Source organism: Chamaesiphon polymorphus CCALA 037 (assembly GCF_003003845.1).
Taxonomy (GTDB): domain Bacteria; phylum Cyanobacteriota; class Cyanobacteriia; order Cyanobacteriales; family Chamaesiphonaceae; genus Chamaesiphon; species Chamaesiphon polymorphus.
Window position 1 is genome coordinate 1 of sequence record NZ_PVWO01000025.1, and the last position, 24,970, is coordinate 24,970.

Below are 24,970 nucleotides of genomic sequence, written 5' to 3' on the forward strand. Positions count from 1 at the left end.
TTGCGAGAGGCGGGAGAGCGGGCGCGCGGAGCGACGATTTATGTCAGCCTCGAACCTTGCAATCATTATGGTAAAACTCCCCCCTGTGCGGCGGCTCTGGTGGCTGCGGGAATTGGCAAAGTAGTAGTCGGGATGGTAGATCCCAATCCGCTCGTTTCTGGGGGCGGTATTGCCACCTTACAGCAGGCAGGAATCGAGGTTGTCGTTGGGGTAGAAACAGCAGCGTGTGAAGAACTCAATGAAGGATTCGTGCAGCGGATCGTCCATCATCGTCCTTTGGGGATTCTTAAGTATGCCATGACGCTCGATGGTAAAATTGCCACCGATAGCGGACATAGTACGTGGGTGAGTAGCGAACCATCTCGTCATTACGTCCACCACCTACGCGCGGGCTGCGATGCCATCGTTATTGGTGGGAATACCTTACGTAGGGATAATCCTTATCTCACCAGCCACGATCCCGACGCCCCCAATCCCCTGCGGGTGGTGATGACTCGCAGTCTGGATTTACCTGTAGATGCAATTTTGTGGGATACCAGTGTCGCGCCAACGTTGGTAGCGACTGAAGTTGGTGCCAATCCCGAGACATTGGCACGATTGCGCGATCGCGGCGTTCAAGTATTAGAATTAGATGCTCTCAAACCAGTGCAGGTAATGCTACATCTTTACGATCGCGGTTGCTTATCGGTATTGTGGGAATGCGGCGGGACTTTAGCTGCTAGTGCGATCGCTGATGGTGCGATTCAGAAAGTATTAGCCTTCATCGCGCCTAAAATTGTCGGCGGGAGTTCCGCACCTTCACCAGTTGGCAATCTCAATATTCGATCGATGTCGGAAGCGATGGTATTAGAACGGATATCTTGGCACCAAATCGGGACAGATTTGCTAATACAGGGTTATCTCGATCGTAAGTTGGGTTGAAGACTCGAAAGCAGTATTCCTATGCCACTAGCAGAGCGTGTTTCTATGTAACAAATCTTATCCTTAAAAAGGTGAGATCGCGTATGCGGTGTTCTATTCAGTTTGCGTCTCAAGAAATGCGATAACCTCTTCCATATGCTTGCCACCAGAAATTACTACAAGATCTCGCAGCCGTGAAACGATCTCGTCTTCAAGATCGGGAATTTCAGGAGCTTCTTCATCGAGATCGAGCCGCTGACTTGCAATCGAGTCGGCAGCATGTAAGGCAACATCTATGTTCTCATCAAACAGGGCTTGCCGAAGTAGCGGAAGACTATCCTCTACCGATCCTTGCCCTAAGATATAGGCACAAGACTCACGCCACTCTGGTGGACGGTTTTGCCATGCCTCAGTAAGGAGATGCCAATCTTCATCGTGCATCATCCAGATCCAGTCAAATGCTCCGTCTGGAGAACTTTCTTCTGTTGGTAGAAAAAAGTATTCATTCAGGTATTCAAATGCTCCAGTGCTCTTTTTTGGGTCGTAATTTTCCATTACCTTTCACTTATCTTCTGTCATACCTACAAGAGATCGATTGAATTTAAGTATTTTTTGGTTTTATTATATTTCCCCCAACCATCATTTACGCCATCATCGAAGCGTATGGTTTTGCAAAAATCATGCGTCCAGCAGAGGTTTGGAGAGCAGAAGTAACGATAATTCTGAGTCCGCCGCCAATATATTTGCCACCTTCTTCAACTACTACCATCGTGCCGTCGTCTAGATAGCCAACGCCTTGAGCCGCTTCTTTACCATCTTTGATAATTTTGATTTCTAGACAGTCGCCAGGTAGATAAATCGGACGCACGGCGTGTGCTAAATCGTTAACATTTAAAACCGAAACTTCTTGGAGATTGGCTACTTTGCTTAAGTTGTAGTCATTAGTTAGGAGAGTGGCATGGATTTCACTAGCAAAGTGAACTAATTTAGCATCGACGGTAGTAATATCTTGATAATCGATCGGGTGAATGATAACGCGATCGGGAAAACCATCTTTCATCCGATTGAGAATATCCAAACCCCGACGTCCGCGAATCCGTTTCATATCATTGGCGGCATCGGCTAGCGTCTGCAATTCCTGAATTACAAACTGGGGTACTAAAATTTGTCCCTCTACAAATCCAGTATTTAATAACTCTTCAATTCGCCCATCTATGATACAACTAGTATCGATTACTTTAGGTGAAATGGCTTTTAAAGTGCCTTCGGCAACCAACATTGTTTCCACATTTTGGGGATTGATCAATCGGAGAAATGCACCGCCATGAGTATCGGCGAGCGTCACACCCAAATAGCAAAACATCACGCTGCCCAAGATTGCCAGTAAGGGCTTGAGAAAGGTAAATTCTAAAGGCATTGGCAATAGAAATACTGGAGCCAACATCAAATTGGCGATCAGTAAGCCGAAGACTAAGCCAACAGCTCTAGTCAACAGGACATCTACAGGTAACTGTCGCACCTGATACTCCAGCCGTCGATAGGCTGTTTTGACTACAATGCCGAAGATGCCGCCAAATAAAGCTGCAAACCCTGCCGAGACTATTCGTAAACCCTCCTGATTGGTAACCTGTGCCAGTACCTCGCTAGGTAGTATCTCCACAATGTCGTAGCCAATCCCTGCCGCTGCGAGGATTAGTAGCAGGATAATAGTAAAGTCGAGCATGGGTAAGCTTCCGATCGAGTCGAGTATTTATGAATAGATCTCTCTATTGCTATTATATCCGGTGCCGTTCGCAAAGCGTTGGCTCTACTAGATCGGTTATCCCGTAATAGTTGGGAGTTTGGCGTTGGGAGTTGGGAGTTGGGAGTTAGGAGTTGGGAGTTAGGAGTTGGGAGTTAGGAATTGGGAGTTAGGAACTGCGTTCCGAATTGCCTGTTGTCATATATTTATTACCTATCTCCCAACTCTCCTCTGCGCACTCCCAACTTAATTTAGTTCCAATCTTCTTGTTCTTGATATTTTTTGGCTTTGACTTGATAGATCTGTTCGGTGTTGTGGAGTTCGCGAGTTTTGGCAAATAACTGTTCCTCTGTAAGGTGCCATTCAATCAACAATCGATCGAGATTGGCTTGAATATCTGTCGCACCAGGAAAACCGTTGTATCTAATTCTCAGTCTGGCTAATTCTGCCAATGCCATTGCTTCTTGCGGATCGCTCTCCAATAATCGATCGACAATCAGCCGATCTAGCTTCTCTTGCGGATGCCGTTGGGGTAATTTACTTTGTTCTGGCATGAGTTAGGCTTTAGGTTTTAGGCTTTAGGTTTTAGGCTTTAGGAGTTACCCATTACCCATTATCCATTGTCTTGATTCGCTAAACCGTCGGGAAACCCGACGAGCGCGAATCGCTACCCATTACCCATTAATCATCCACCCTTTTACTCCTTCACAAACGGAATACTCGCGATAATCTGGCAGCCTGAGTCGGTATCACTAATAATTTCAAATTCGCCTTGTAAAGATAAGACGCGTTCTCGCATTCCTTGAATGCCAAATCCACACATATTATTGTCAGGAATGAAGCCGCGACCATTGTCGATGATATTTAGTTCGATCGTGGTAGGTTCGGTACGGATTTCGACAATCACCTCGGTTGCTCGAGCATATTTACTGATGTTTGTCAATGCTTCTTGGATAATGCGGTAGATGGTAATCGCGATCGGTTGGGGTAAGTTTGGCGGTAGATCTAAGTAACACGCAGGTCGAATTTGGTTCGATAACTTAAACTCATCGGCTAATTTATAAATTGCCGTAGTTAGATCTTGGTTGTGGAGCGGATCGGAGCGGAGTGTCGAAACTGATTCGCGGACATCTTTGAGTGCGATCGAACCCAGTCGTTTGGCTTCGAGCAATACTTCGCGCGATTTTTCGGGTTGAATCTGGGAGAGCTTGACAGCCATTTCGAGGTGTAGATTGAGAGCTGTCAGCGAGTGTCCCAGCGAGTCGTGAATTTCGCGGGCGATCCGATTGCGTTCTTGCAAGCTACCATTTTCTTGCGCTCTAAGCGCGTAGGTGCGGATGCGTTGATTGGCGATCGCGAGTTCTTCTTTGGCCTGCTTTTCGGCCAAAATGCGGTCTACTAACAATTGCAGGCTCAACAAGATCCCTGCAAATAAAGAGACAAAGCCCCACTTAAACCCATCCCGTTCGCGGCGCGTCTCTTGTGCCGATTCTCCCTGTCGATCGACAGGTGGTGCGCTAGCTCCGGGTGAAGGTTGCGGTCGGGAGTTACCATTGGTAATGTTAGTACGCGGAGGCAATCCTCTAAAAGCACGAGAACGTTGACGATAGGGAAATAAAGTTGTCGCAATTAGATACAGCGCGAATATTCCCCCAGTTACCCACAACCGATATTGACGCCCAAATACTAGGTAACTCCGCATCAGGACGATGACACAGAGCAAACCCACTTGACGCATTCCCACATATGCGGCTAAGAAAATGACGATAGTTTGAGCGATCGTAAACAGCACTCTCACCAACAATTTACCTGCGGGCAGGCGCAACCCCATCAACGCCAGCACGGCCACAATCCCCACATGGAGCCATTTTAGTTCCAGCATTTGCCCATCGCGCGGAGATACTTCGATGGCCATTACTACTGCAAATAAAATCCACTCGATGTATAGTAGCGATCTTAAAGGGTGGCGCATGAAAAGTTCGATCTGCATTCAAAAGGGGTGATGAGTTGGGTGTCGAGTAGATGAAAATCGATCTAATGCGGCGATCGATCTTGGTGTCAACAAAAATAACTTTTCAAACATTCTCTCAAGCGATCGTTTTGCGGTCGATCGATTCTGACACGATCGATCTGAAGCTCTTTCTTCTAACATACCTGGATTTGTTCCAAATCGAGCGTTACCTTAGTCATGCTTTGAGCGATTTATATCTATGACTAGAGGTCAAATATTGGGGCAATCGATCGTGACCTTAGCCCGATGCCCAAATGTGGCTTAGGCTAATAAGATAACAACATGGAAAGCAAACACCCCGCCCAAGCACAAACCCCGATTTCTACCATGAAAAAGCAGCTCGCCAAATTAATTCCGTTACTGGCGATCGTGATTGCTGCACCAGCATTTGCCGATAATCTCTTTAGTACCAATCAAGAACGGATTGCTGCTGGTGAAATGGGCGAGCGTACCCGCTCTAATCTCAATCTGACTGCCGACCAAAAGACCAAAATCGAGCAAATCAAAGCGAATACTCGCAGCCAAATCGAAGCAGTACTCACCCCTACGCAACGTCAGCAATACTCGCAGCTTCAGGCGCAACGTCAAGCTAACCGCCAAGGTCGCCAGCGGATGAACCTCACCGCAGACCAAAAGTCCCAAATTAAAGCCATTCGTGCAGCCAACAAAGCGCAATTTAGGGCAATCCTCACCCCCGCACAACAAGCGCAGCTCGCGCAAGGAGGCGGTAGGTGGCGCAGAGGTGGCGCAATGACTCGGTTGAATCTGACTCCCGAACAAAGAGCCAAAATGGTACAAATGAGAGCAGATGCTCGCGATCGTCTCAAAGCAGTGCTCACCCCCGAACAACAACAGCAAGCCACAGCTCGTTACGAACGTCGTCAAGCCATGCGTGCGGGTTGGAAAAGTCTGAATTTGACTGCCGACCAAAAGCTCAAAATTAGAACGATCCGTCAAGCTAGCAGACAGCAGTTAGACGCCATTCTCACCCCAGAGCAACAATCTCAACGCAAATCTTACCGCCCCAGATACGGTAGCAGACACAACTCCGTCTAATCTCGCTTTGGCCGTTGTTATCCCAGTAGTTATCGACTAAATAATACCCAACTCATGTTAAAAATCATTACGCCGATCGCGATCGCCGCACTCACAGTCCTCTCCATTGCCCCCCAATCGCAAGCCATCCCAATTAACCTCGAATCTATCTTGATTCGCCCCCGTGCGGACGGTACCACCAAAGTCAAAGCTGTGATTGGCATCGGTACGCAGCCAGACTATTCCAATCGTTGGGAAGGACGGGGTCGCCGCGAGTGGGAAATCCAACGCGAACGCGAAGCCGAACGCCGCCGCTACAGATACTACCAACGAGGCGATCGCTACTCGGATTACGGTCGTGAGTATCGTCGCGATCGCTACTAATCGATCTTCTCGCTCTGGCGCGCGGCTTATAATTCCGGCTCAGACATTTACCCTCCCCTAGCTATCTTCTTGAGAAGGGGAGGGATCTTTCGATCCTTTACTTAGTGTTTTGGAAGGAGTCAAATCATCCCTGAGATCTTATATCTATTCCATTTATGCGATGGATCTAATTCAAGGGGCGATTACGATCGAAACATTACTACATACTTTCCATCACTAAATAGGATTTACCCATGTTAAAACTGACTTCATTAGCGATTGGCTTCTTAACAGTCATCGCTATGGCTCCAACATCTGAAGCGATGGCCGCAAACACCCCTGCTGTTTCGATCTCACAGCCAGCAGCCAACCTTCAATCTCAAGTTATCTTAAAAATCGGCGATCGCGATCGCGGTTATTCTCGCGGGAGTATTTTACAGCGTCGGCGGGAGCAAGAGCTGCGACGCGAACGTCAAGCACGCCGTCGCGAGCGCGCACGCCGCCGCGACGAGCGATCTTATAACGAGTATCGTCGCGATCGCCTGAATTATAGATATTAAATCCGCTTGTCTTCCGATCGTTAAGACATCAAATTAAGTATCTCCGATTGGTATCTGTCGATCGAGATACTTGAATTAAATTATACTCAGCTCGTGCAGAATATATCGAGTCACCAGGTAAGTGGAAAAATATTCAATTGAGTTGCGAGCTATTAAGGAACCAATCTTAATCTGTCGAATTATAGATCGAGTATCTAACTAAAAGAGCGAGGAAATTTTAGTTTTCATTTGCTTTCACTCCACAGCCAAAACTCCTTGCTACATTCGATAGAGTCACTGCAATGATTTGGGGTGCTTTTGCTATCTATTCAGATCGAGTAAACTACGAGCGTTACTTTAGTTAGGCACTATTCGATCGAGATCTCTAACTATCGATGGATATAAAGATCGATCCAAAATTATTAAGGTATAAGTATGAATATCGAATTCAGGCCCCACGCCAAGATTCATTTTAGGTGCTAACAACACCTCCAAGATCGACAAAATTGAAACAATTTAAATCAGTAAAATGAAAACCAAACTAATTGCATTTGTGGCACTACTATCTTCAATTGTCACTCTCGGCATGACTACACCAGCTAGCGCGCAAATCGAACCTCCAAGTCCTTTACCTCCAAGTAGTCCTCCGCAAGTACGTCAGAGTTCGATCGGCCCATCCGTTCTGTTTGGTAATGGACAAACGGCGATTGGGGTTGATTCTAAATTTAGTCTCAGCGACAATATCTCCCTGCGCCCATTTATCTACTTTCCTAGCAATGGTACGGACTTTGGTACCGCACTGACTTACGATATCCCACTCAGAAACAATGACAGCTCTCTAGTGATTACTCCCTTTGTTGGCGGCTCTGTAGACTACAACAGCAGCAACAATACTAATGTCACAACTTTCAGCTTAGTAGGTGGTGCCGATGTCGATCTCAGCGATAGCCTCCGCCTCAAAGGTTCGCTAATCGTCCCCTTAAGTACCGATCGCGGTCAAGGTACTGGTTTCAGTGTTGGTGCTGGTTTCCGCTTCTAAGTCCACTTTCGCTAGCTACCAGTTTGTTAATTACTGTTAAATCTCTCGATCGTCGAGCCAAAGCCAATATCGGGCTTTGGCTAATTTTTTAGATATTATACCAAATCCACTTCACAAACCCTTCTTTTGCTGGCCCTCACCCCGCCAGATCCTGCGGTTCTGGCTCCCCTCTGTCTTGACTGAAACGCACGCCGAGGAGACCTCGGCGCGATTTCAGTCGCTCCCAAGCTTGGGAGCGGTGCGCGCTCGTCGGGTTTCCCAACGGTTTAGCGCAACAAGACAGAGGGGTTGGGGGTGAGGGCAAAGTTAGTGGGTTTTACAAACCGGATTTGGTATTAGTTAAGATTTGTAACTCGATCGCGAACTAAAATCAGAGTTTGACTGTCAACCATGACTAAAGATATATACATATGGATATATCTAACCTAAAAGCATTACCTTAGCGCGATGACTGGAGCGCGGGATCGGCCTAAAGTAGTAGTGCCATTATTTATTTTTATCCTCCAACCGTAATTTACCTATGCCTAAATTCACAGCCTTAGCGATTGGGTTATTCACCATCCTCGCGATCGCCCCAGACTCCCAAGCTTTAACAACCCCTAACAATTCTGCTACCACACAGAGGCCATCGGCAGATCTACACGCCCAATTAATCATCAAAATCGGCGGACAGCAAGAACATTCCTACCATGGAGACTCATATCGTCGCCGCCAGTGGGAAATAGAACGCGAACGCGCGCGGGAAGCACGTCGCCTCCGCCGTGAATATTATTATTCCAAACGCTATCATCGGCAGAATCAATATCGCATTGAATCTCGGGATGATTATCGCGGCGACTCTTACAAGGATTATCGCGGTGACTCTTACAAGGATTATCGTGGTACTTCCAATAACGACTATCGCGATGACTCCCGTTACAGTCACTAAACTAGCCAGCCTTACTTTACAAATCGAGATCGCTCTTTTGTACTCAGCAATTAGAGGCATAGATCGGTTCTCAATCTACTCACAAACTAACTCAGGGGGCGATCCGATCGGATCGCCCCCTTACTATTAAAATACGGAATATCTTTTTAGTCGATCGGATCGATCTCAATCTCATATTTATCTAGAAGTCCTGATATACCCGATCGAGAAAATCTAGCTTTTTTAATCCGGTTGAGTTCTGGATCGATCGAGTAGTTATAAGCAGTCCGAAAGTCCGCCTTTTCCAGAATTGTGTGTTGGAAGATCGCATCTGTCAAATCGCTATTTTCAAAAATAGCAGAGCTAAGATCGCATTCGGTAAAATCCACCTCATAAAGTTGAGAGTTTTTAAATACCGTTTGCTTGAGTTTGAATCGCTTCTTAACTGGAGAAGTGGGATCGTAAAATGAAGAATTATCTAGGATGCAATTATCAAATTTTACTGCAAATCCAAATTCAGTGCAGTCACCAAAATCCAGCCCTAACATTTTGCAGTCTTTGAATTTAATATTTCTCAATGCTGTTTGCGTGAGCTTGACTAGGCTCAGATTGCAACCTGTGAAGTCACATTCCAAAAATTTAAGCTTTGAAAGATCGGCGTATGCAAGATTACAATTGAGAAAGGTGCAGTATTCATATTCACCTTTAACCAGCGGGTTTTGAGTAAAATCTATTTTGTCAAAAGTTTCTTCTTCGATAAAGACCTGTTCCATTTTCTCACTTCCGATATATTTGCTTAGAGGATGTTTGGAAGGTTGAATTGCTACGTTCTCATTAGGTAGATCCCTTTGTCAAGACAGCTCTCGATCGGCGAGACCAGACAGGTGAGATTTTAGATGGTTTGTGAGTACTATTTTATCCTTTTCAGCTATCTTGTAGGTTACGATCTAGATCTAGATCGATAATGTTTTTAAACGTATTTATACCTATCGATCGAAGCTCAAGCACTCACAAGTCAGCCAATGGAGCATCTTGTCGATCGAGATTGGTATTAGTATGTGCTACATGTGGCTCTAATCAAAAGTTACCTAAACGAATGTCGGAATGGAGATGAAGATCTTGGAACGACTAACAACTTATCATGGTGGCTGTCATTGCGGTAAAGTCCGCTATCGAGTCGAAGTCGAAAAGCTCGAAGCAACCGAGTGTAATTGCTCGATCTGTAACAAAAAAGGCTTCATCCATCTCATCGTCCCAGCAGCGAGATTTACCCTGCTTCAGGGACAGGATGTCCTCAGTACCTATACATTCAATACAGGTACTGCCAAACATCATTTTTGTAGCAATTGCGGGATTCATGCCTTTTATCGACCTCGATCGCACCCAGACGGCTATGATGTTAATCTCCGCTGTTTGGACGATTGCCCGATCGAGCAGTTCGAGATTATTTCCTTCGATGGTGCCCACTGGGAAGACCAAATCGATCGGATTCGCGATCGCTATAGTTAAATTGATAATTGATAAAGTAGATGGGCGTAATTAAACATAAGATACTGCGTAGGGTGGGCATTGTCTTGACGCACACAACCTAGGTTTCAGACACAATCTATTTTATAAATAATTGCACCTAGCTACTTAATTGATAATTGATAATTACTTCGATCGCTGCTTAAACCCTGCAATCGGTTTCAGGTATTAGAAGAATGTCTACTTTTTGCAAATTTCCTAAAACCTAAAATCTAAAGCCTAAAGCCTAGCACCCAACGCCTATCCCACATTTTTTAGTGCCAAGTCGTGTTACAAACGCTCATTCTACAATCTCTACATCCACTCAGTGTCGCTCCAATGATGGATCGCACCGATCGTCATTGCCGTTACTTCTTGCGCCAAATTAGTCGCCGCACCCTGCTGTATACCGAAATGGTGACGAGTATGGCGATTTTACATGGCGATAAATACAAACTCTTAGGATTCGATCGATCCGAACATCCGATCGCCTTACAAATCGGTGGCGACAATCCGCAAGACTTAGCTGAATGCGCCCAGATTGCCGCAGATTTTGGCTATGACGAAGTAAATCTCAATGTTGGCTGTCCTAGTAGTCGCGTCCAAAATGGCAACTTTGGAGCCTGTCTGATGCTCCAACCAGAACGCGTTGCAGAATGTATCGCGGCGATGATAAATGCGACTAAAATCCCCGTGACGATCAAACATCGGATTGGGGTAGATGAAGTCGATAGTTATGAAGATCTGGTCAAATTTGTCTCGATCGTCTCTCAAACTGGCTGTCAGCGGTTCTCGATTCATGCCCGCAAAGCCTGGTTGCAGGGCTTGAGTCCTAAGGAAAATCGCGAAATACCCCCCTTGCGCTATGAAGATGTCCATCGGCTCAAACAGGAATTTCCTCACCTCTCGATCGAGATTAATGGCGGGTTTACGAGTCTAGAACAAGTCAAAACCCAACTGGAATTTGTCGATGCGGTGATGATCGGTAGAGCTATCTATGACAATCCCTATTTACTGGCTGATGCCGATCGCGAAATTTATGGCGAAGGTACGCCAGTGCCAAGTCGAGAGCAAGTCGTTACAAATATGCTGCCATACATCGAAGAATGGACGAGCAAAGGCTGGAAACTCAACAGCATTACCCGTCACATGTTGCAGCTATTTCACGGGCAGCCAGGGAGCCGAATTTGGAAGCGCATTATTACAGAACGATCTGTCTTACCAGGCGCAGGTGCAGAGGTAGTGGCGCAGGCTTTGGCAGAGATTCAGGGTTGATAAAATGTTGAAAAACTTTTGGCGTTGCGATATGCAGCGATCGAAAGTGAAGAGATGTGTTTAGACAATTTAGTCCGCGTAGGCGGACTTCGCACCACTAGCAACGACTTCTAGTCGTTGTGTGCTAGACATTGTTGCAGTTTTTTAAACCCCAAAAGAGAATAGATTTTGGATGCAGCCGCCATCCAAAATCCACAATCTCTAGGCTTGACGAGAGTAGTACTCGACAATCAGTAGCTCGTTGACTTGAAGAGCTACCCACTCGCGTTCGACGATACCAGTAACTTTGCCAGTTAGATTGGGTTTATCGAATTCCAAATGGTTGGGAGTGTTTGCTAAACCAGGATATTGGAGATTTGCTTCTACCAACTTGCGGGATGCTTCGCGGTTGCGAACTCCAATTACGTCGCCAGGACGACATTGATAACTAGCGATATCCACAGTGCGTCCGTTGACGGTGACGTGTCCGTGGTTGACTAGTTGGCGCGCGCCTGGAATAGTAGGAGCCATGGCAAGGCGAAATACAGTGTTATCTAACCGCATTTCGAGTAATTGCAGCAGAACTAATCCGGTGGAACCAGTAGCACGTCTTGCTTTACGCACATAGCGCAGCATTTGCTTCTCGGTGACACCATAGTTCATCCGCAATTTTTGCTTTTCTTCGAGACGGATAGCGTATTCAGAACGCTTTTTCCGGTTTTGACCGTGTTGACCTGGTGGATATGCACGACGGGCATCTTTCCGGGTTAATCCGGGCAAGGGGCCTAAACGACGTGTAATTCTCAGTCTCGGTCCGCGATATCGGGACATACAGTTTCCTTAGTGCTTGATACTTAACCCAAAACTATCATTATTACACAAGTGGGTCATTTTGGCTAGCACATTAGAGTACTGGGACAGAATCGGGAGCGATCGAAATGTTTGTGCTACCCAATCGACCCAGATGAGCGAGTGCGAGGCTCCGCATCGTCTGAGCGGTAGGATCTTCTGGGCGAATTGCCAAGGCTCGATCGAAACAAGCGAGTGCGTCTTCATAGCAATCCAATCGGCCTAATCCGACCCCCCAGTTGCACCAAGCCTCGCCGTAGTTGGGGTCAATTTTTACGGCTTCACGATAACAATCGATCGCTTCTAAATATCGACCTAATCGATCCAACGTAACTCCACAATTGCCCCAAGCTGCCGATAATGTTGGGTTAATCTCAATCGATCGATGGTAGCTATCGATCGCCTCTTGGTATCTTTCTAAATGCAGTAGCGAGTTACCACGATTGTACCAAACCGTCGGATCGTTTGGCTCCAGCGCGATCGCTCGCTCGTGGCTAGCCAGTGCTTCTGAATGTCGCACCAGTCGATCGAGGGCATAACCGCGATTTTTCCAAGCGAGATAATAGCTATTATCGATTTGCAATGCCAGATCGAGATCGATAATTGCTTCCTCATATCTAGTTAACATACTCAACGCAATCCCGCGTTGATAAAACGTTTCTGGATTGTTTGGTTGCAGTGCCAATGCCCGATCGCAATTCACAATTGCTTCGGCATATCGATCTAAATTTAGTAGCGAAAGCGTCCGACTTTGCCAAGCTTGATGTAATTCTGAATTGATTGTTAAAGCACGATCGAAACAGTCGATCGCATCTTGATATCTGGTCAGCTCGTTAAGCAGTACGCCACGATTATGCCAAGCCTTATAGTTATCTGCATCAATTTCAACAGCACGCTCGTAGCTAGCTAGCGATTCGGCATTTCGCCCTAATTGATTTAAAGCTAAACCTCTCCCATACAACGCTTCACTATTATTTGCATCAATTTTTAGGGCTAAATCGAAACTAGTAAGTGCTTGGTTAAACTCGCCGAGAATGCCAAACGCAGTGCCACAATTAATCCAAGCCATCTCTTCATTTGGCTGGATATTTAGCGCGCAGTTGAAACTCTCAATTGCTTCACGATATTTTGCCGATCGAGCGAGGGCGCGACCGCGACCGTACCAAGCACGATACTCGAAAGGATCGATTTCTATAATCAGATCGTAACAGGCGATCGCTTCAGCAAAGTTACCTGCTTCTAATAGTCGATCGCCAGTATCTAAGTTCGACATAATTGCGATTGTTAGATTACTGTTTAGCTAGAGATGTATGAGTCAAGAAATTCATTTGCGGCTATCATCGCACGAATTTCTTAAAGCTAAATGGCTCGACTTTCTGGCTAATTATTAATTAGTATTCCCAGGATGTGGCAATTTTACACTTTATTTGCATCAAAATTATTTCTAGCTTCTAGCTACTCTAGCGATCGGTTTACTACCCAACTAACCGCTCGCGATCGATCGCATCTACGGACGCTCTAATTGACAGGTAGACTGCTGGAGATTGAAGACCCCGCTGCGATCGAAACAGGTAGGAATGCGATCTACTAATTGACCGTAATTTTCCTGGGGAAAAGTTTGCACTAAGTTATTTTTGACTACTTCACAGGGGCGATTGAGACTGCACTGGGGTTGTTTGCTGGCACTGTCATTAACTCCAGTATTGATAATTCCCACGACTTGCTGTGTCACCCGCGAGATCATCGGCGAACCAGACATACCACCAACGATGCTGCACTGGTGCCGAATCGACTGTTGCCAGTTATAAACATCTTCTTTGACATTAGCTAGCTCTCCCGTTTTACAGGTGGCGGCATGAAGGAAATTTAGTTCTTCTTTCACGCCTTCAGATGGAACGCCAACAACGATTAAAGGTTCGCCGATAGCTGGGGGTTGGGACGAAATCTGGAGGGGTGCAATCCCGGCTTTGAGCAATTCCCCTTGGGTAACATTTAATTCGAGAATGGCAATATCGTTATTTTTCATGGTACCGTAGACCATCCGTTTGACATCAAAAGTCAAGCGTTCGGGTTTAAAATCATGAAAATAGTTAACGGTAAATTTAGTTTCGGTCGATCGATCGACCAAAATTTCGCGTTCGGTGGGTAATTTGCGAAAACGACCCTGACAGTGCCCGTTAGTGAGGACGTAGGCAGGCGCACGCAGGTTGTTCGCGCCAGTGAAGATGGCAAAGCCCGTACAAACGCCATAATTGGTATCGATGACACCGATACCATTATATTTACGATCGGTAGCGGCAGAGAGCATCTGCCAATTGACACGTTCTGAATTTACCTCCCGATCGGGTATCTTCCGTCCGGATCGATCGAAAATTGCGGCATTGACGGTAAGATCGGCCAAGTATCCGCCCAGACTGATTGTCAATAAGACCCCCGCGCCGATGTTGCGGCCAAACTTTAACAGCGAACGCATCGCAGTAGATCGATGGTGAGTGGGAATCTGAAACCGTGTTTGTGGCATGATTTGCTAGTACCAGAAATTGGTAAAGTGGAGAATATCTCCTCAAACATCCTGGCACACTATAATTATCCTTTTATGACGCAAATTTATACAGTTGAGATCCATCATCAGGGAGAAGTTCACACGATCGAAGTTCCTGATGATAAACAGATTTTACGCGCTGCTGGCGCGGCGGGACTATATTTACCAGTATCTTGCAATGCTGGCGTGTGTACTACTTGTGCCGCGCAGATATTAGAAGGCGAGGTAGAGCAAGGCGAGGGAATGGGTGTGAGTCCAGAGTTACAGGCGCAAGGATACGCTCTATTATGTGTTGCTTATCCACGATCCAATCTGAAAATCGCGACTGAGAAAGAGGATGAGGTTTACGAGTTACAATTCGGACAGCATCAGCGGTAATCCGGCTCGAACGACCCACACTCCATCCGAACGGCACCAGCAATGCCCGTGCGATGTATCGCTACAATTATAAACTTTCTTTGTTCCCCGACCTGGCAAACGGCTTCTTGATGCTCGATCGGGAGGTCTATTGAGTTACGATCGAAATAAGCGAGGTCGGGGAAATTTATGATAAATCTATGTCTAGGTTCTAAGTATTTTTAATAATAGAAAATTTAAGTGCGTTCGATCGCTTAGATCGGTTGAGAGCTATTGATATCTAAGTAATGTTGGTAGACTTATTTTATGTCTAAACTTCTTGAAGAACTTGCATATATCTTTGAATGGCTAGAATATACAGTTCCAGGCTTGGCCGATCGCTATAATCCAGGCTTGACAAGACAACAGATCGATAATCTGGTCAAAGATTTACCATTTAAGTTGAGTAAGGAAGTCTACGAACTTTATCAATGGCGGAATGGCGAAGCTGACTTCGGTTATTACAACGGTGAACGTATAGTTGATTTTTTATTTCCAGACCACCACATTCCAGGAAATCTATCAATACCTTTTTGGCCTTTACAAGATGCAATTAAAAACTATTACAATTTCTGGCAGATGGAAGAATCGATTCTGAAAAACCCACCTTATGAAGGTGCTCATTTATGGGATCGTCAATGGTTTCCGATTGCTTCAATGGAAAACAAGAGCATGTTAATTGTTATTGGCGATCTCGATCTATCACCCATTTATCAGATTGAGTATATTTTTTTCGATCGTCCATTAAGAACGTACAAAAGCTTAACCAGCATGATTTCTACGATCGCAGAATGCTGTGAGTCAGACTTATACAAACTTATCAGAGATGATGATGGCAATGAAAAAGAAGAAATGTTTTTCTATATCAAGTTAGACGAGGAGAATCAAGAAGCCGAGAAAGATATCTACAAAAAATACAATGCTTAAAAAGCAATATTATCAGTGAAACAAAGGTAGGGGTAATTCATGAATTACCCCTACCTTTACGCTTGTCATTACTTAAATAATGCCCGCATTCCCTCTTGACGCTTGAGTGCGAGCTTAGTAACTTGGCGTTTCTCTGCTTGGCGAATGATGCGATTGAGTAACTCGGTGTATACTAGCGGCGGATTGGATTTCACCCATAGGTAAAAAGAGAGCGAACCGGGAAGAGTATTGATCTCGTTGAAATAGAGTTTGTCACAACTAGCATCAATGATAAAGTCGATCCGCGAAACGCCAGAGCAACCGAGCACTTTAAAGGCTTTTTTTGCGTAGTCTAAAGCCGCTTGTTTGAGTTCGGGATTGAGGTCTTGAGGGTCGATGATGCGGGACAAACTAGCCATCCCTTGCGATTCGTTACCGCCTGTCTTTTTACTCCCGTCATCGCGCAAATACTTTTCTTCAAAGGTGAGGACGCCGCTAAGGGAGACTGGCATTTCGATGACAGATGCCGTAATTTCGTCGTCTTCTAGAACAGAGACATTTACTTCTAAAATATCCTTGACGCAGGGTTCGACGATCGCATGACTGTCGTATCGAAAAGTATTTACCAGGCAAGCATTCAACGTCCGCTCATCTTTGGCTACCCCAATCCCAATACTCGAACCTAGATTGCAAGGTTTGACAAATAGGGGTAATTGTTCCAATCCTGGCGTTGCAAAAATCTGTTCTCGCACGGCTACGAGGCTTTTTTGAGCATCCCGTCGATCGACTAATGCCGCAGGTAAAACCGGAATGCCAGCAGCTTTGAGCATCATTTTACACTGATATTTATTCATCCCCAGGGCGGCGGGTAGGACGCCACATCCCGTATAGGTAGCATCAGCCATTTCCAACATCCCTTGAATGCAGCCATCTTCGCCAAAAGTACCGTGGAAGGCAAGGAAATAGATATCTACAGGCAGAATATCGTTACGGCGCGAATTGAGGTAGGTGAGTCCTTTGCTACCAGCGACAGGTAGCAAGGCAACTTCTTGAGCTTCTTTGAGGGAACTGGGGAGGCGACGATAGAAACTTTTGAAGAGTAAATTGTCGCCAACATACCAGCGTCCGGTTTGGGCAATGTAGACGGGGATAATCTCGTACTGGGTAACGTCGATGACGTTCATCAATTGGAGAGCTGTGATCACGGAGATTTCGTGCTCGACGGATCTACCACCAAATAGTACTGCCAGTTTTTTCTTCTTCATTACATCTGCATCTACCGATCGTGCCGACAAACATTCTACGATCGTTTGACCGGATCGGATCGTTGGTAAATTGCGGCAAGGGAATCAGGGATTTTGAATTTTAGATTGCGGATTACGGATTGAGAATAAAATGCTCCCCCTCTCCCAACTCCCAACTCCCAACTCCCAACTCCCAACTCCCAACTCCCAACTCCCAACTCCCTAAAAAAGTGTTGACAAACACAGATCCCTCTGCAATAATAGAAGACGTGGTTAAAAACACAGGCATTCGCGGGTGTAGCTCAGTGGTAGAGCGCAACCTTGCCAAGGTTGATGTCGCGCGTTCGAATCGCGTCTCCCGCTTAAATTTAAAATCTATCCGATGAGGATTAAAAGGAAGTCTCCCAAAATAGGAGACTTTTTTATATGCTATGAGAATGACAGTAGTTATACCTGTAGATCGATCGCGATAGATAAATATACTCCTCGTGTCACCCCATCACCAGAAAATTTTTCTAGACCAAGAATATCCGTGTCCGTGTCATCCGAACGGAAAACTGCAACAAATTGTCCTCACCGAAGCCTTTGGGTGCGATCGATGCCATCGCATCTTTGTTTTGCACGCAGATGGTTTAACGATCGAGGAATTGGCGGCAACTTATCCTTATAAGCGGCGTTATTACTGGAATGGCCAACGCTTCCATGTCGATCGATCGAAACCGAGTGCCGCCTTGCAAAGAGCGATCGGCGGACGAGGTAGTTTGGCATTGTGGCTTCAGCTTCTAGGCATAATTGCGCTAGTACTGGTATTATTTAGACTTTATTCTCGATCTATAGTAGCTAGTCCGACCGTTAATCTTATACTATCTATAGCAATAGCTATTATCGTCATCATCGTCATTATGCTCTGGTTATTCGACCAAGGTTAAAACCTTATTTTATGGAACATGCGAATGCCAACCCCAGCATAGCTAGTGTCTTACACCACTCCGTGCGAGCTGGACGAAACCTAGCCCTGACTAATAGCAAACAAAGAGAACGGGCGATCGGCGCAATGGCCACAGCCTTGCGAGGGTCTTTTCACGATATTCTCGAAGCTAATACTCTCGATCTGGAAGCGAGTCGCGAACTAGGTATTTCCGATCTGCTGATCGAGTGGTTGAAGCTCACTCCCGAACGTCTCCAACGATACATCGATCTGCTGTACAAATTAGGCGAAATTTCCTCGATTTACGGCAATGCCGATCTTGGTTCGCAAGGAGGCGATCGTCATAGTTACAGTCAGGTCAAACCTTTAGGGACGGTAGCTTTTATTTATGAGGCGTTGCCAGAGCTAGGTGCGATCGCAGCGGGAATGAGTATTAAAACGGGCAACAGCATCATCCTTCGAGGTGGGCCAGAAGCACAACACACTAATTTAGCAATCTCCATCGCCCTCAGAATCGGCTTAGAACAGGCCGATTTTCCTGTAGATGCCGTCCAATTGGTTGACTCAGCTCCAAGCTTGCTATACGAGCTATTAACTCGTACCCAGCAAGTTAATCTAGTCATTCCCTATGGGCGACCGAGTTTGATCCATCAAGTCACGCAACAGGCAACTGTATCGGTGTTACCAGCAGCGATCGGCAATTGTTATTTATATTGGGGTGCCAATGGCAATCTGGAGCTAGTCCGTCACGCTATTTGCGATAGTCATGTGGGCGAGCCGGATGCGGTCAATGCGATCGAAAAAGTCTTGATTCATGCCGATAGGTCTTCGACATCGCTGACAATGCTGTGGAAAAGTTTGAAAGAGCGGGGATTTCAACTCCATGGCGATCGAGAATTAGTTTCTAATTATGGCGAATACTTGCAACTAGCTCAAGATGGAGAATGGTATCAGCCCTATTTACGCAAAATAATTGCCTTTAGATCGGTTCAAAGCGTGGAAGAAGCGATCTCGACGATCGATCGCTTCAGTAGCGGACACGCTGATTGTATTGTTACCGATTCCTATCTAGAAACCCAACAATTTGTAGCTGGGGTTAATAGTGCTTGCGTGTATATCAATGCTTCGCCGCGCTTTTATCGCCATCAGCGGGGCAGCGATCGCATCTGGTTGGGGATGTCCAATTATCATGGTTCCCAGCGGGGCGCGATCGGACTATCGACATTAATTGCCACACAACAAGTGACGATGGGTTAAGCACTCACTCTATTTGGGGTTTCAAAGCGATCTGACTTAGCGGCGGGGGCGCGGTGGCGGTACGCTAGGACTATCGCCGTTACTCCGCCGTTCTTGCCCCTCCGTCCGACGATTGGGCGCATTGCGAACGGGTCTGCTAGCGGGTGGGCGACGTTCGCCACTAGTGACGAGATCGCCATTGGATCCACCGCGCTGCGAATCTTGTCCATCATCCGAGTCTCGATGTCGGGAGCTAGAATTACTGCCATAGACATCTAAATGGATCGATTGACCGACAGCAACTGCTGCTGCCTGTAAAACTGTCCGTACTGCCTGAATATTCCGGCCACCTCGACCGAAGGCAATACCTTGGTCGGCAGTTCCCACCGCAACGCGAATCCACACCCGACTGCGATCGAGTGTATATTCACAATCGATCGCCATCGTATCCGTCGCACTCAAAAATGGTTGGAATAAAAATTTGACCAGTTGCCCGTAGTCAGGCACATTAGATTGATGAGTCGAAACTGTCACGTTACTAAGTACCTTGCTCGATCGCTTTCGCTTTTCTCTCAATTAAGTTTGCCTTTTCCAACAGTCGGCGCACTGTATCTGTAGGCTGGGCACCTTGTTGGAGTCTTTTGACGATCGCGTCGTTATCGAGACGAACTTCATCGGTTCTGGGGTTGTAGAAACCTAATTCTTCCAAGGGGCGACCGTCGCGTCTGCTAGTACTTTGCGTCGCTACTAAACGGTAGCTAGCTTCGCGCTTTTTACCAAATCTTTTGAGCCGTATTTTAATCATGTTGAAGCAGTTTAGCTGTTAATATTAGTGAGTTATCCGATGCTCCAGAGGAGAGGCTACTCGTGCCGATCGAAAGTCGTTGGCATAGACTCTTTATAAGGAGACAGTGCGTTAGAGACCCACAGCCTTTCGAGTATAGCATAGCAACTGCTCCAATCCAAATATTAATCGTTTGCGTAGTAGCATTCCGAAAGGTAAATGTTACGCCAGCAACGATATCGAAATCGCAACATGTAGATCGAACAGCTATGAAAGTAATTGGATTAATGAGTGGGACATCGGTCGATGGCATTGATGCAGCGTTGGTAGAAATTACGGGCAAGACACTCGATTTGCGAGCAGAGTTACTCGCTGGCGAAACTTATCCCTATCCAGAGCAGTGGCGATCGCAAATTCTCGCGGTTTGCGGTGGAGCAAAATTATCGATGCTAGAACTAGCCGAATTGGATGATGCGATTGCGACATGTTTTGCACGGGCGGCAATGGCAATTCAGGAACGCTATTTAGCCGATTTTCCGGGCGGAACTGCCGCTACTTTAATCGGTTCTCACGGCCAAACAGTCTTTCATCGTCCGACAACCGATCGTCTTATGGGGTATAGTCTCCAACTGGGTAGAGGCGAATTAATTGCCGCGATCTCCCAAACGACCACGATCGACAACTTTCGCGCTGCTGACATTGCCGCAGGCGGACAAGGTGCGCCCCTAGTACCCAAAACCGATGCCTACCTGCTCGGCGATCCGATCGAACATCGTTATGTTCAGAATATTGGCGGGATTGGCAATGTCACCTATCTACCGCCCACCAGTCAACCCGATTGGGAGCAAAAAGTGTGCGGTTGGGATACCGGGCCAGGAAATAGTTTGCTCGACTTAGCCGTCACCCAACTGAGCGAGGGTAAATTAACATTCGATCGCGATGGAGCCTGGGCGGCTACAGGGAAAGTCTGCGAGCCATTAGTCAGCCAATGGTTGGCGCAGGAATATTTTTGCACCCCGCCACCCAAATCCACCGGGAGAGAACTATTTGGTGCAGAATATCTCAAAAATTGTCTCGTCGATGCGGTACCATATCAACTTACACCAGCAGATTTATTAGCAACTCTGACTGACTTGACAGCTAGCAGCATTGCTGATAGTTATCGCCAATTTTTACCGCAGTTGTCTGCTGCTACCGACGTCATGGGATCTCAGCGAGTCTTATTGTGTGGGGGTGGCAGTCGCAATCTCTATTTGCGCCAGCGGCTCCAACATCGCTTGCCACATACTCAAATCGCCACTACCGACGAGGCGGGAGTCAATGGGGACTATAAAGAAGCGATCGCCTTTGCGGTCTTAGCTTATTGGCGACATCACCATATTCCGGGCAACTTGCCAGCAGCCACTGGCGCAAAAAAACCAATGCTATTGGGAGATGTCCATCCTCTCGAATGAATTGGGTATATTTAAAATAAGCTTGTCTATTATCACCCTTAATTTAAAATTATTAAGAAAGTTAACACGCTACAGGTGTGGCTCGCCGTAGCGGAAATATCCAGCTAGAGGCAGAAACAAGACAGTCGAGAGTTAAGGCATAGAAACTTTTTAGCCTCAGGATTAATTCTAGTTCGCTCGACACTGAAAATAGCGGTATTGTATATACAAATCGTAGATATTTGCCAGATCCAATTGCGATCTCTGTCATTGGCATTGCCACTAGAACCAGAGCATCGACGACACGAGGCAACCTCTAACGCAGACTCGATAGCTTAACCCGATTGCTTTTGATTTGATGCTCAATTTTTATTTTCAATCTACCAACATCGCTAATTTATTCTCAATCTCATTATCGAGCGGCACGGAGGCATCGATCGCGTGAGAGATGAATTTTATGGCCGTTTACTCGTACAACGCTATCAACTGTTAGAGATAGCGGGAAAAGGTTCTATGGGACAAGTGTATCAGGCTAAGGATACACTTTTAGGCGGCGTAATTGTAGCCGTGAAATTTTTGTCGCGATCGAAAATGAACCAACGGGTGCGCGACAGATTTATGCGCGAAGCCACAGTTAGCGCGCTATTAGGGGAAAAAAGTATTCACATCGTCAAAGTGCGCGATTATGGCGTCGATGATGAAGAAATGCCCTTTTATGTGATGGAATATCTCAAGGGAGATAGTCTCAAAGATGTAATGCAGAATAAACCTATGCCGCTGCCAAAGTTTTTTGGCTTTATGCGGCAAATCTGCTTGGGACTACAATGCGCCCACGATGGAATTGAAATCGATGGCAATATTACCCAAGTCGTCCATCGCGATATCAAACCAAGCAATATTATCATCACCAAAGATGCCACTTTGGGAGAACTAGTAAAAGTTTTAGATTTTGGGATTGCTCTACTCAAATCCGATGATTCTCCAACTGGATTTATGGGCACACCTGCTTATTGTTCTCCCGAACAAATGGATGGCAAAACATTAGATAATCGTGCCGATATCTATAGTTTGGGAATTATGATGTTCCAAATGTTGACAGGAGAACTACCTTTAAAGCCCAAAGCTAGTTCCTTTGAAGGTTGGTTTCAATCCCATCATTACCAAACGCCTAAGTTATTCAATGAAGTTAAAGCCAAACTAGATTTGCCACAACCATTGATGGATATCGTCAATCAATGTATGGCAAAAACAGCAACTCAAAGGCCGAATAGCGTTACAGAAGTCCTCAAAGTACTCGAACAAATCGAGCAAAGTCAATCACAAATATCAGCTCCACTAATAACCAAAAATCAAGGGCAAGACTCCAGCGCACAGATAAAAACACCGCCGACTGCCGATGATATTTGTCGTCAAAGTATCTGGCCTAAAGATAAACCAAGAGCCGAAATAGTATTTCCACAACTAATTCAGCACGAGCAAACCGAATTAGCGACGATGTGGATCATGCTCTCTCGAAGCGATATCGAAAAGTACCAAAACAATAAACCACATTCTCAGTTTCTATTTGTCGGTTCGCCCCATCCAATGTTACTGTGGCTGACCACACTTTACCAAGACGAGCAGCAACATCGGATGTTACCGTGCTATCTCGACCTCAAAAAACCGCTCGGTGAAAAAATACTCCAAATTCTGACCCAGACAAGCACCTATCGATTGGTACTATTTGCACTCGAAGGCGACGAACACTGTGTTTGCACGATCCTGGGTAAAATTCCGACTCGCAAAATCCAACTCCTCAAAGAATGGCTGGTAGAAAGTCAGAGCATCCCCAGCACCCACGGTCAAATTAAAGAAAGCAAACGCTCGCTCAAGGAAGAGTTAGAAACTCTCAAACCCAAGCTGGTAGCTAGTCTTCAGCGTCAGATCTCGAAGAAGTAGATGAGTGGATGAGTAATGAGTAATGAGTAATAAGTAATGGGTAATGGGTAACCGCTCACTCCAGTACTTAAAGCCTAATCCTTAAAGCCTAAAGCCTAATCCCTAAAACCTAATCCCTAATCCCTAAAGCCTAAAGCCTAAAGCCTAAAGCCTAATTAAGCAATACTCCCCCGCTTCCTTGTCTCCTTATACGATGTACCGATATTTTTGAGTCCGGTTTTAATCAGTTCTTGTTCTAATAGGGCAAAAAAGCTCGATCGATCGGCACCTCTAACGACGGCTTGATTGTGAGCCTCGGCTAACGCTACCGGATAGCCATAACCCTTATTGACTTGCGCGATAATTAAACTTAACGCCATCCCCGATAATTGATCGTCTTGAGCCACCCAAGCCGGAACTTCCACTCTGGCAATCTCTGTCCCCACATGTAGATAACAAAAATACACCTTGTGGCGATCGTCGTACCAGTCTAAAATTTTGGCAGTACTTTGCCACCAACAACTGCGTTGTCCGGGAGCTAGTTGGGTATTCCAGAGAGTCGTATCTCTGACGCCTTCAAACTGTTGACAGGGAAGTTTAGTCGCATCGGCACAATGTGTCGGACAATCGGGAACATCGTGCGGACAAGTTAACAACCGCAGTAGATTGAGATTGTCGATACTGCGAGAAGAACTCAGATAACCCACGATCGGAATCCCTGCCAGCCGCAACTCTTCCCAAGCAGCTAAAATCGGATTGAGAATTTGGTCGCGCGCATCTGTCGGTAACTGTTCGAGAAACCAGTAGACTAAAGAGCCATCTACCATCGCTAAGGTGGGTACGCGCGGCTTTCTGGCAACAGCAACAGACTCGGGCATATCTTCAAACCCAAACGGTGGATTCACCCAGTTACAGCCTAATTCTGCTAGGACTGTGGCTTCGGAAACAGCTCGACGATAGCCCAACCATTCTTCGGTACTAATCCCCCATTGGCGAGAGATATATAAATCTTCTTGCTGATAAAAAACTTCGGGAATGCTGTCGAGTAATGGGTGCAAATTTTGCCCGTAATGAATCATCACTCTCCCAACATTAATCAGGTAGCAGTAGGCAATTTCGTGATGACTGGGGGCAATTTGAGAACCATCAGTCGCCAAGACGGTTTGTTGGGGTGGCGGCGCGGCAATATCGATGCGGGTATCGAGCGGTTCGACAGGAACGGATGAGTTAAAAAAGAGCCGATTGCCCCACTGTTGCTGGATTGCAGCTAATTCTACCTGTCGATCGATCGCTTGCTGGAGCGACGCTGTTGCTAATTGTAACCGATGCTGATTTGCCGCAGTTTCCCTGACTAAATGTTGACCGATTCCCGGTAATTGTTTGGCAACCTTGTTGATGTCTAGCATTGGGTGGATGGGTGGATGGGTGGATGGGTGGATG

At 46.2% G+C, this 24,970-nt stretch carries 26 protein-coding genes and 1 tRNA gene; 15 read left to right on the forward strand and 12 right to left on the reverse strand.

All coding sequences use genetic code 11. The annotated features are described in order from the left end of the window. On the forward strand, positions 1 to 921 hold a 921-nt coding region (ribD, locus tag C7B77_RS03540; RefSeq protein WP_106300384.1), incomplete at its 5' end, for a bifunctional diaminohydroxyphosphoribosylaminopyrimidine deaminase/5-amino-6-(5-phosphoribosylamino)uracil reductase RibD. Between the two features lie 93 nt (positions 922 to 1,014). On the opposite strand, the gene C7B77_RS03545 is transcribed toward ribD, so the two are convergent. The 4 genes from C7B77_RS03545 to C7B77_RS03560 all read right to left on the reverse strand — a co-directional run bounded on the left by C7B77_RS03545 (position 1,015) and on the right by C7B77_RS03560 (position 4,631). Next, positions 1,015 to 1,455, reverse strand: coding sequence for a HEAT repeat domain-containing protein (locus C7B77_RS03545; protein ID WP_106300386.1), 441 nt, complete (start codon positions 1,453 to 1,455; stop codon positions 1,015 to 1,017). Between the two features lie 88 nt (positions 1,456 to 1,543). Continuing rightward, positions 1,544 to 2,623 carry a PIN/TRAM domain-containing protein gene (locus tag C7B77_RS03550; protein ID WP_106300388.1) on the reverse strand — a complete coding sequence of 360 codons (1,080 nt, stop codon included), beginning with the start codon at positions 2,621 to 2,623 and terminating at the stop codon, positions 1,544 to 1,546. Positions 2,624 to 2,892: 269 nt separating this feature from the next. Then, the gene (locus C7B77_RS03555; RefSeq protein WP_106300390.1) at positions 2,893 to 3,195 is read right to left on the reverse strand and encodes a DUF3288 family protein; all 303 of its coding nucleotides are present in this window, start codon (positions 3,193 to 3,195) and stop codon (positions 2,893 to 2,895) included. 143 nt (positions 3,196 to 3,338) lie between these two features. Then, positions 3,339 to 4,631, reverse strand: a complete 1,293-nt coding sequence (locus tag C7B77_RS03560; RefSeq protein ID WP_106300392.1) for a sensor histidine kinase — start codon at positions 4,629 to 4,631, stop codon at positions 3,339 to 3,341. A gap of 303 nt (positions 4,632 to 4,934) precedes the next feature. Here C7B77_RS03560 and C7B77_RS03565 point away from each other — a divergent pair, with 303 nt between their 5' ends. The 5 genes from C7B77_RS03565 (at position 4,935) to C7B77_RS29075 (ending at position 8,556) form a co-directional block, all read left to right on the forward strand. Further along, positions 4,935 to 5,708: a Spy/CpxP family protein refolding chaperone gene (locus tag C7B77_RS03565; RefSeq protein ID WP_146138168.1), complete on the forward strand. Its 774-nt coding sequence runs from the start codon at positions 4,935 to 4,937 to the stop codon at positions 5,706 to 5,708. 54 nt (positions 5,709 to 5,762) lie between these two features. Further along, positions 5,763 to 6,071 (forward strand): hypothetical protein, encoded by a 309-nt coding sequence (locus tag C7B77_RS03570; protein WP_106300397.1) that lies wholly within the window; start codon positions 5,763 to 5,765, stop codon positions 6,069 to 6,071. Positions 6,072 to 6,304: 233 nt separating this feature from the next. Beyond that, complete coding sequence (locus tag C7B77_RS03575) at positions 6,305 to 6,610, forward strand: hypothetical protein (RefSeq protein WP_106300399.1); 306 nt, start codon at positions 6,305 to 6,307, stop codon at positions 6,608 to 6,610. Between the two features lie 508 nt (positions 6,611 to 7,118). Continuing rightward, positions 7,119 to 7,628 (forward strand): hypothetical protein, encoded by a 510-nt coding sequence (locus tag C7B77_RS03580; protein ID WP_106300401.1) that lies wholly within the window; start codon positions 7,119 to 7,121, stop codon positions 7,626 to 7,628. A 520-nt stretch (positions 7,629 to 8,148) separates the two neighbouring features. After that, entirely contained in the window at positions 8,149 to 8,556 is a 408-nt protein-coding gene (locus C7B77_RS29075) for a hypothetical protein (RefSeq protein ID WP_146138169.1), read from the forward strand. 146 nt (positions 8,557 to 8,702) lie between these two features. Here the strand turns inward: C7B77_RS29075 and C7B77_RS03590 are convergent, their stop codons facing one another. After that, positions 8,703 to 9,308, reverse strand: a complete 606-nt coding sequence (locus C7B77_RS03590; protein WP_106300405.1) for a pentapeptide repeat-containing protein — start codon at positions 9,306 to 9,308, stop codon at positions 8,703 to 8,705. A gap of 337 nt (positions 9,309 to 9,645) precedes the next feature. Between C7B77_RS03590 and C7B77_RS03595 the strand changes: the two genes are divergently transcribed. After that, entirely contained in the window at positions 9,646 to 10,044 is a 399-nt protein-coding gene (locus C7B77_RS03595) for a GFA family protein (protein ID WP_106300428.1), read from the forward strand. A gap of 285 nt (positions 10,045 to 10,329) precedes the next feature. Then, entirely contained in the window at positions 10,330 to 11,316 is a 987-nt protein-coding gene (dusA, locus tag C7B77_RS03600; protein WP_106300407.1) for a tRNA dihydrouridine(20/20a) synthase DusA, read from the forward strand. Between the two features lie 201 nt (positions 11,317 to 11,517). Here the strand turns inward: dusA and rpsD are convergent, their stop codons facing one another. The 3 genes from rpsD to C7B77_RS03615 form a co-directional block, all read right to left on the reverse strand. Beyond that, positions 11,518 to 12,126, reverse strand: a complete 609-nt coding sequence (gene rpsD / locus C7B77_RS03605; protein ID WP_106300409.1) for a 30S ribosomal protein S4 — start codon at positions 12,124 to 12,126, stop codon at positions 11,518 to 11,520. 73 nt (positions 12,127 to 12,199) lie between these two features. Beyond that, complete coding sequence (locus C7B77_RS03610) at positions 12,200 to 13,417, reverse strand: tetratricopeptide repeat protein (protein ID WP_106300411.1); 1,218 nt, start codon at positions 13,415 to 13,417, stop codon at positions 12,200 to 12,202. Positions 13,418 to 13,651: 234 nt separating this feature from the next. Next, a complete protein-coding gene (locus tag C7B77_RS03615) occupies positions 13,652 to 14,665 on the reverse strand; it encodes a trypsin-like serine peptidase (protein ID WP_245894025.1) in 1,014 nt (337 codons plus the stop codon). Positions 14,666 to 14,740: 75 nt separating this feature from the next. On the opposite strand from C7B77_RS03615, the gene C7B77_RS03620 reads away from it, so the two are divergent. Both C7B77_RS03620 and C7B77_RS03625 read left to right on the forward strand, forming a co-directional pair. Then, entirely contained in the window at positions 14,741 to 15,064 is a 324-nt protein-coding gene (locus C7B77_RS03620; RefSeq protein ID WP_106300432.1) for a 2Fe-2S iron-sulfur cluster-binding protein, read from the forward strand. A 285-nt stretch (positions 15,065 to 15,349) separates the two neighbouring features. Next, entirely contained in the window at positions 15,350 to 16,009 is a 660-nt protein-coding gene (locus C7B77_RS03625) for an SMI1/KNR4 family protein (protein WP_106300413.1), read from the forward strand. A 68-nt stretch (positions 16,010 to 16,077) separates the two neighbouring features. Here C7B77_RS03625 and C7B77_RS03630 read toward each other — a convergent pair whose 3' ends face one another. Further along, complete coding sequence (locus tag C7B77_RS03630; protein ID WP_106300415.1) at positions 16,078 to 17,253, reverse strand: D-alanine--D-alanine ligase family protein; 1,176 nt, start codon at positions 17,251 to 17,253, stop codon at positions 16,078 to 16,080. 270 nt (positions 17,254 to 17,523) lie between these two features. On the opposite strand from C7B77_RS03630, the gene C7B77_RS03635 reads away from it, so the two are divergent. The 3 genes from C7B77_RS03635 (at position 17,524) to C7B77_RS03645 (ending at position 19,417) form a co-directional block, all read left to right on the forward strand. Continuing rightward, positions 17,524 to 17,595: transfer RNA gene (locus C7B77_RS03635), tRNA-Gly, on the forward strand. Between the two features lie 125 nt (positions 17,596 to 17,720). Further along, positions 17,721 to 18,161, forward strand: coding sequence for a hypothetical protein (locus C7B77_RS03640; protein ID WP_106300417.1), 441 nt, complete (start codon positions 17,721 to 17,723; stop codon positions 18,159 to 18,161). 11 nt (positions 18,162 to 18,172) lie between these two features. Continuing rightward, on the forward strand, positions 18,173 to 19,417 hold the full coding sequence (locus C7B77_RS03645; protein ID WP_106300419.1) for an aldehyde dehydrogenase family protein: 1,245 nt from the start codon (positions 18,173 to 18,175) through the stop codon (positions 19,415 to 19,417). Positions 19,418 to 19,453: 36 nt separating this feature from the next. Here the strand turns inward: C7B77_RS03645 and C7B77_RS03650 are convergent, their stop codons facing one another. Both C7B77_RS03650 and rpsP read right to left on the reverse strand, forming a co-directional pair. Beyond that, on the reverse strand, positions 19,454 to 19,930 hold the full coding sequence (locus tag C7B77_RS03650; protein WP_245894027.1) for a KH domain-containing protein: 477 nt from the start codon (positions 19,928 to 19,930) through the stop codon (positions 19,454 to 19,456). A gap of 4 nt (positions 19,931 to 19,934) precedes the next feature. Further along, complete coding sequence (rpsP, locus tag C7B77_RS03655; protein WP_106300420.1) at positions 19,935 to 20,201, reverse strand: 30S ribosomal protein S16; 267 nt, start codon at positions 20,199 to 20,201, stop codon at positions 19,935 to 19,937. Positions 20,202 to 20,449: 248 nt separating this feature from the next. On the opposite strand from rpsP, the gene C7B77_RS03660 reads away from it, so the two are divergent. Continuing rightward, positions 20,450 to 21,634: an anhydro-N-acetylmuramic acid kinase gene (locus C7B77_RS03660; RefSeq protein WP_106300422.1), complete on the forward strand. Its 1,185-nt coding sequence runs from the start codon at positions 20,450 to 20,452 to the stop codon at positions 21,632 to 21,634. A gap of 420 nt (positions 21,635 to 22,054) precedes the next feature. Beyond that, complete coding sequence (locus C7B77_RS03665; RefSeq protein WP_106300424.1) at positions 22,055 to 23,551, forward strand: serine/threonine protein kinase; 1,497 nt, start codon at positions 22,055 to 22,057, stop codon at positions 23,549 to 23,551. A gap of 155 nt (positions 23,552 to 23,706) precedes the next feature. Here the strand turns inward: C7B77_RS03665 and C7B77_RS03670 are convergent, their stop codons facing one another. Beyond that, positions 23,707 to 24,936, reverse strand: coding sequence for a DNA double-strand break repair nuclease NurA (locus C7B77_RS03670; RefSeq protein WP_106300426.1), 1,230 nt, complete (start codon positions 24,934 to 24,936; stop codon positions 23,707 to 23,709). Positions 24,937 to 24,970: the final 34 nt, after the last annotated feature.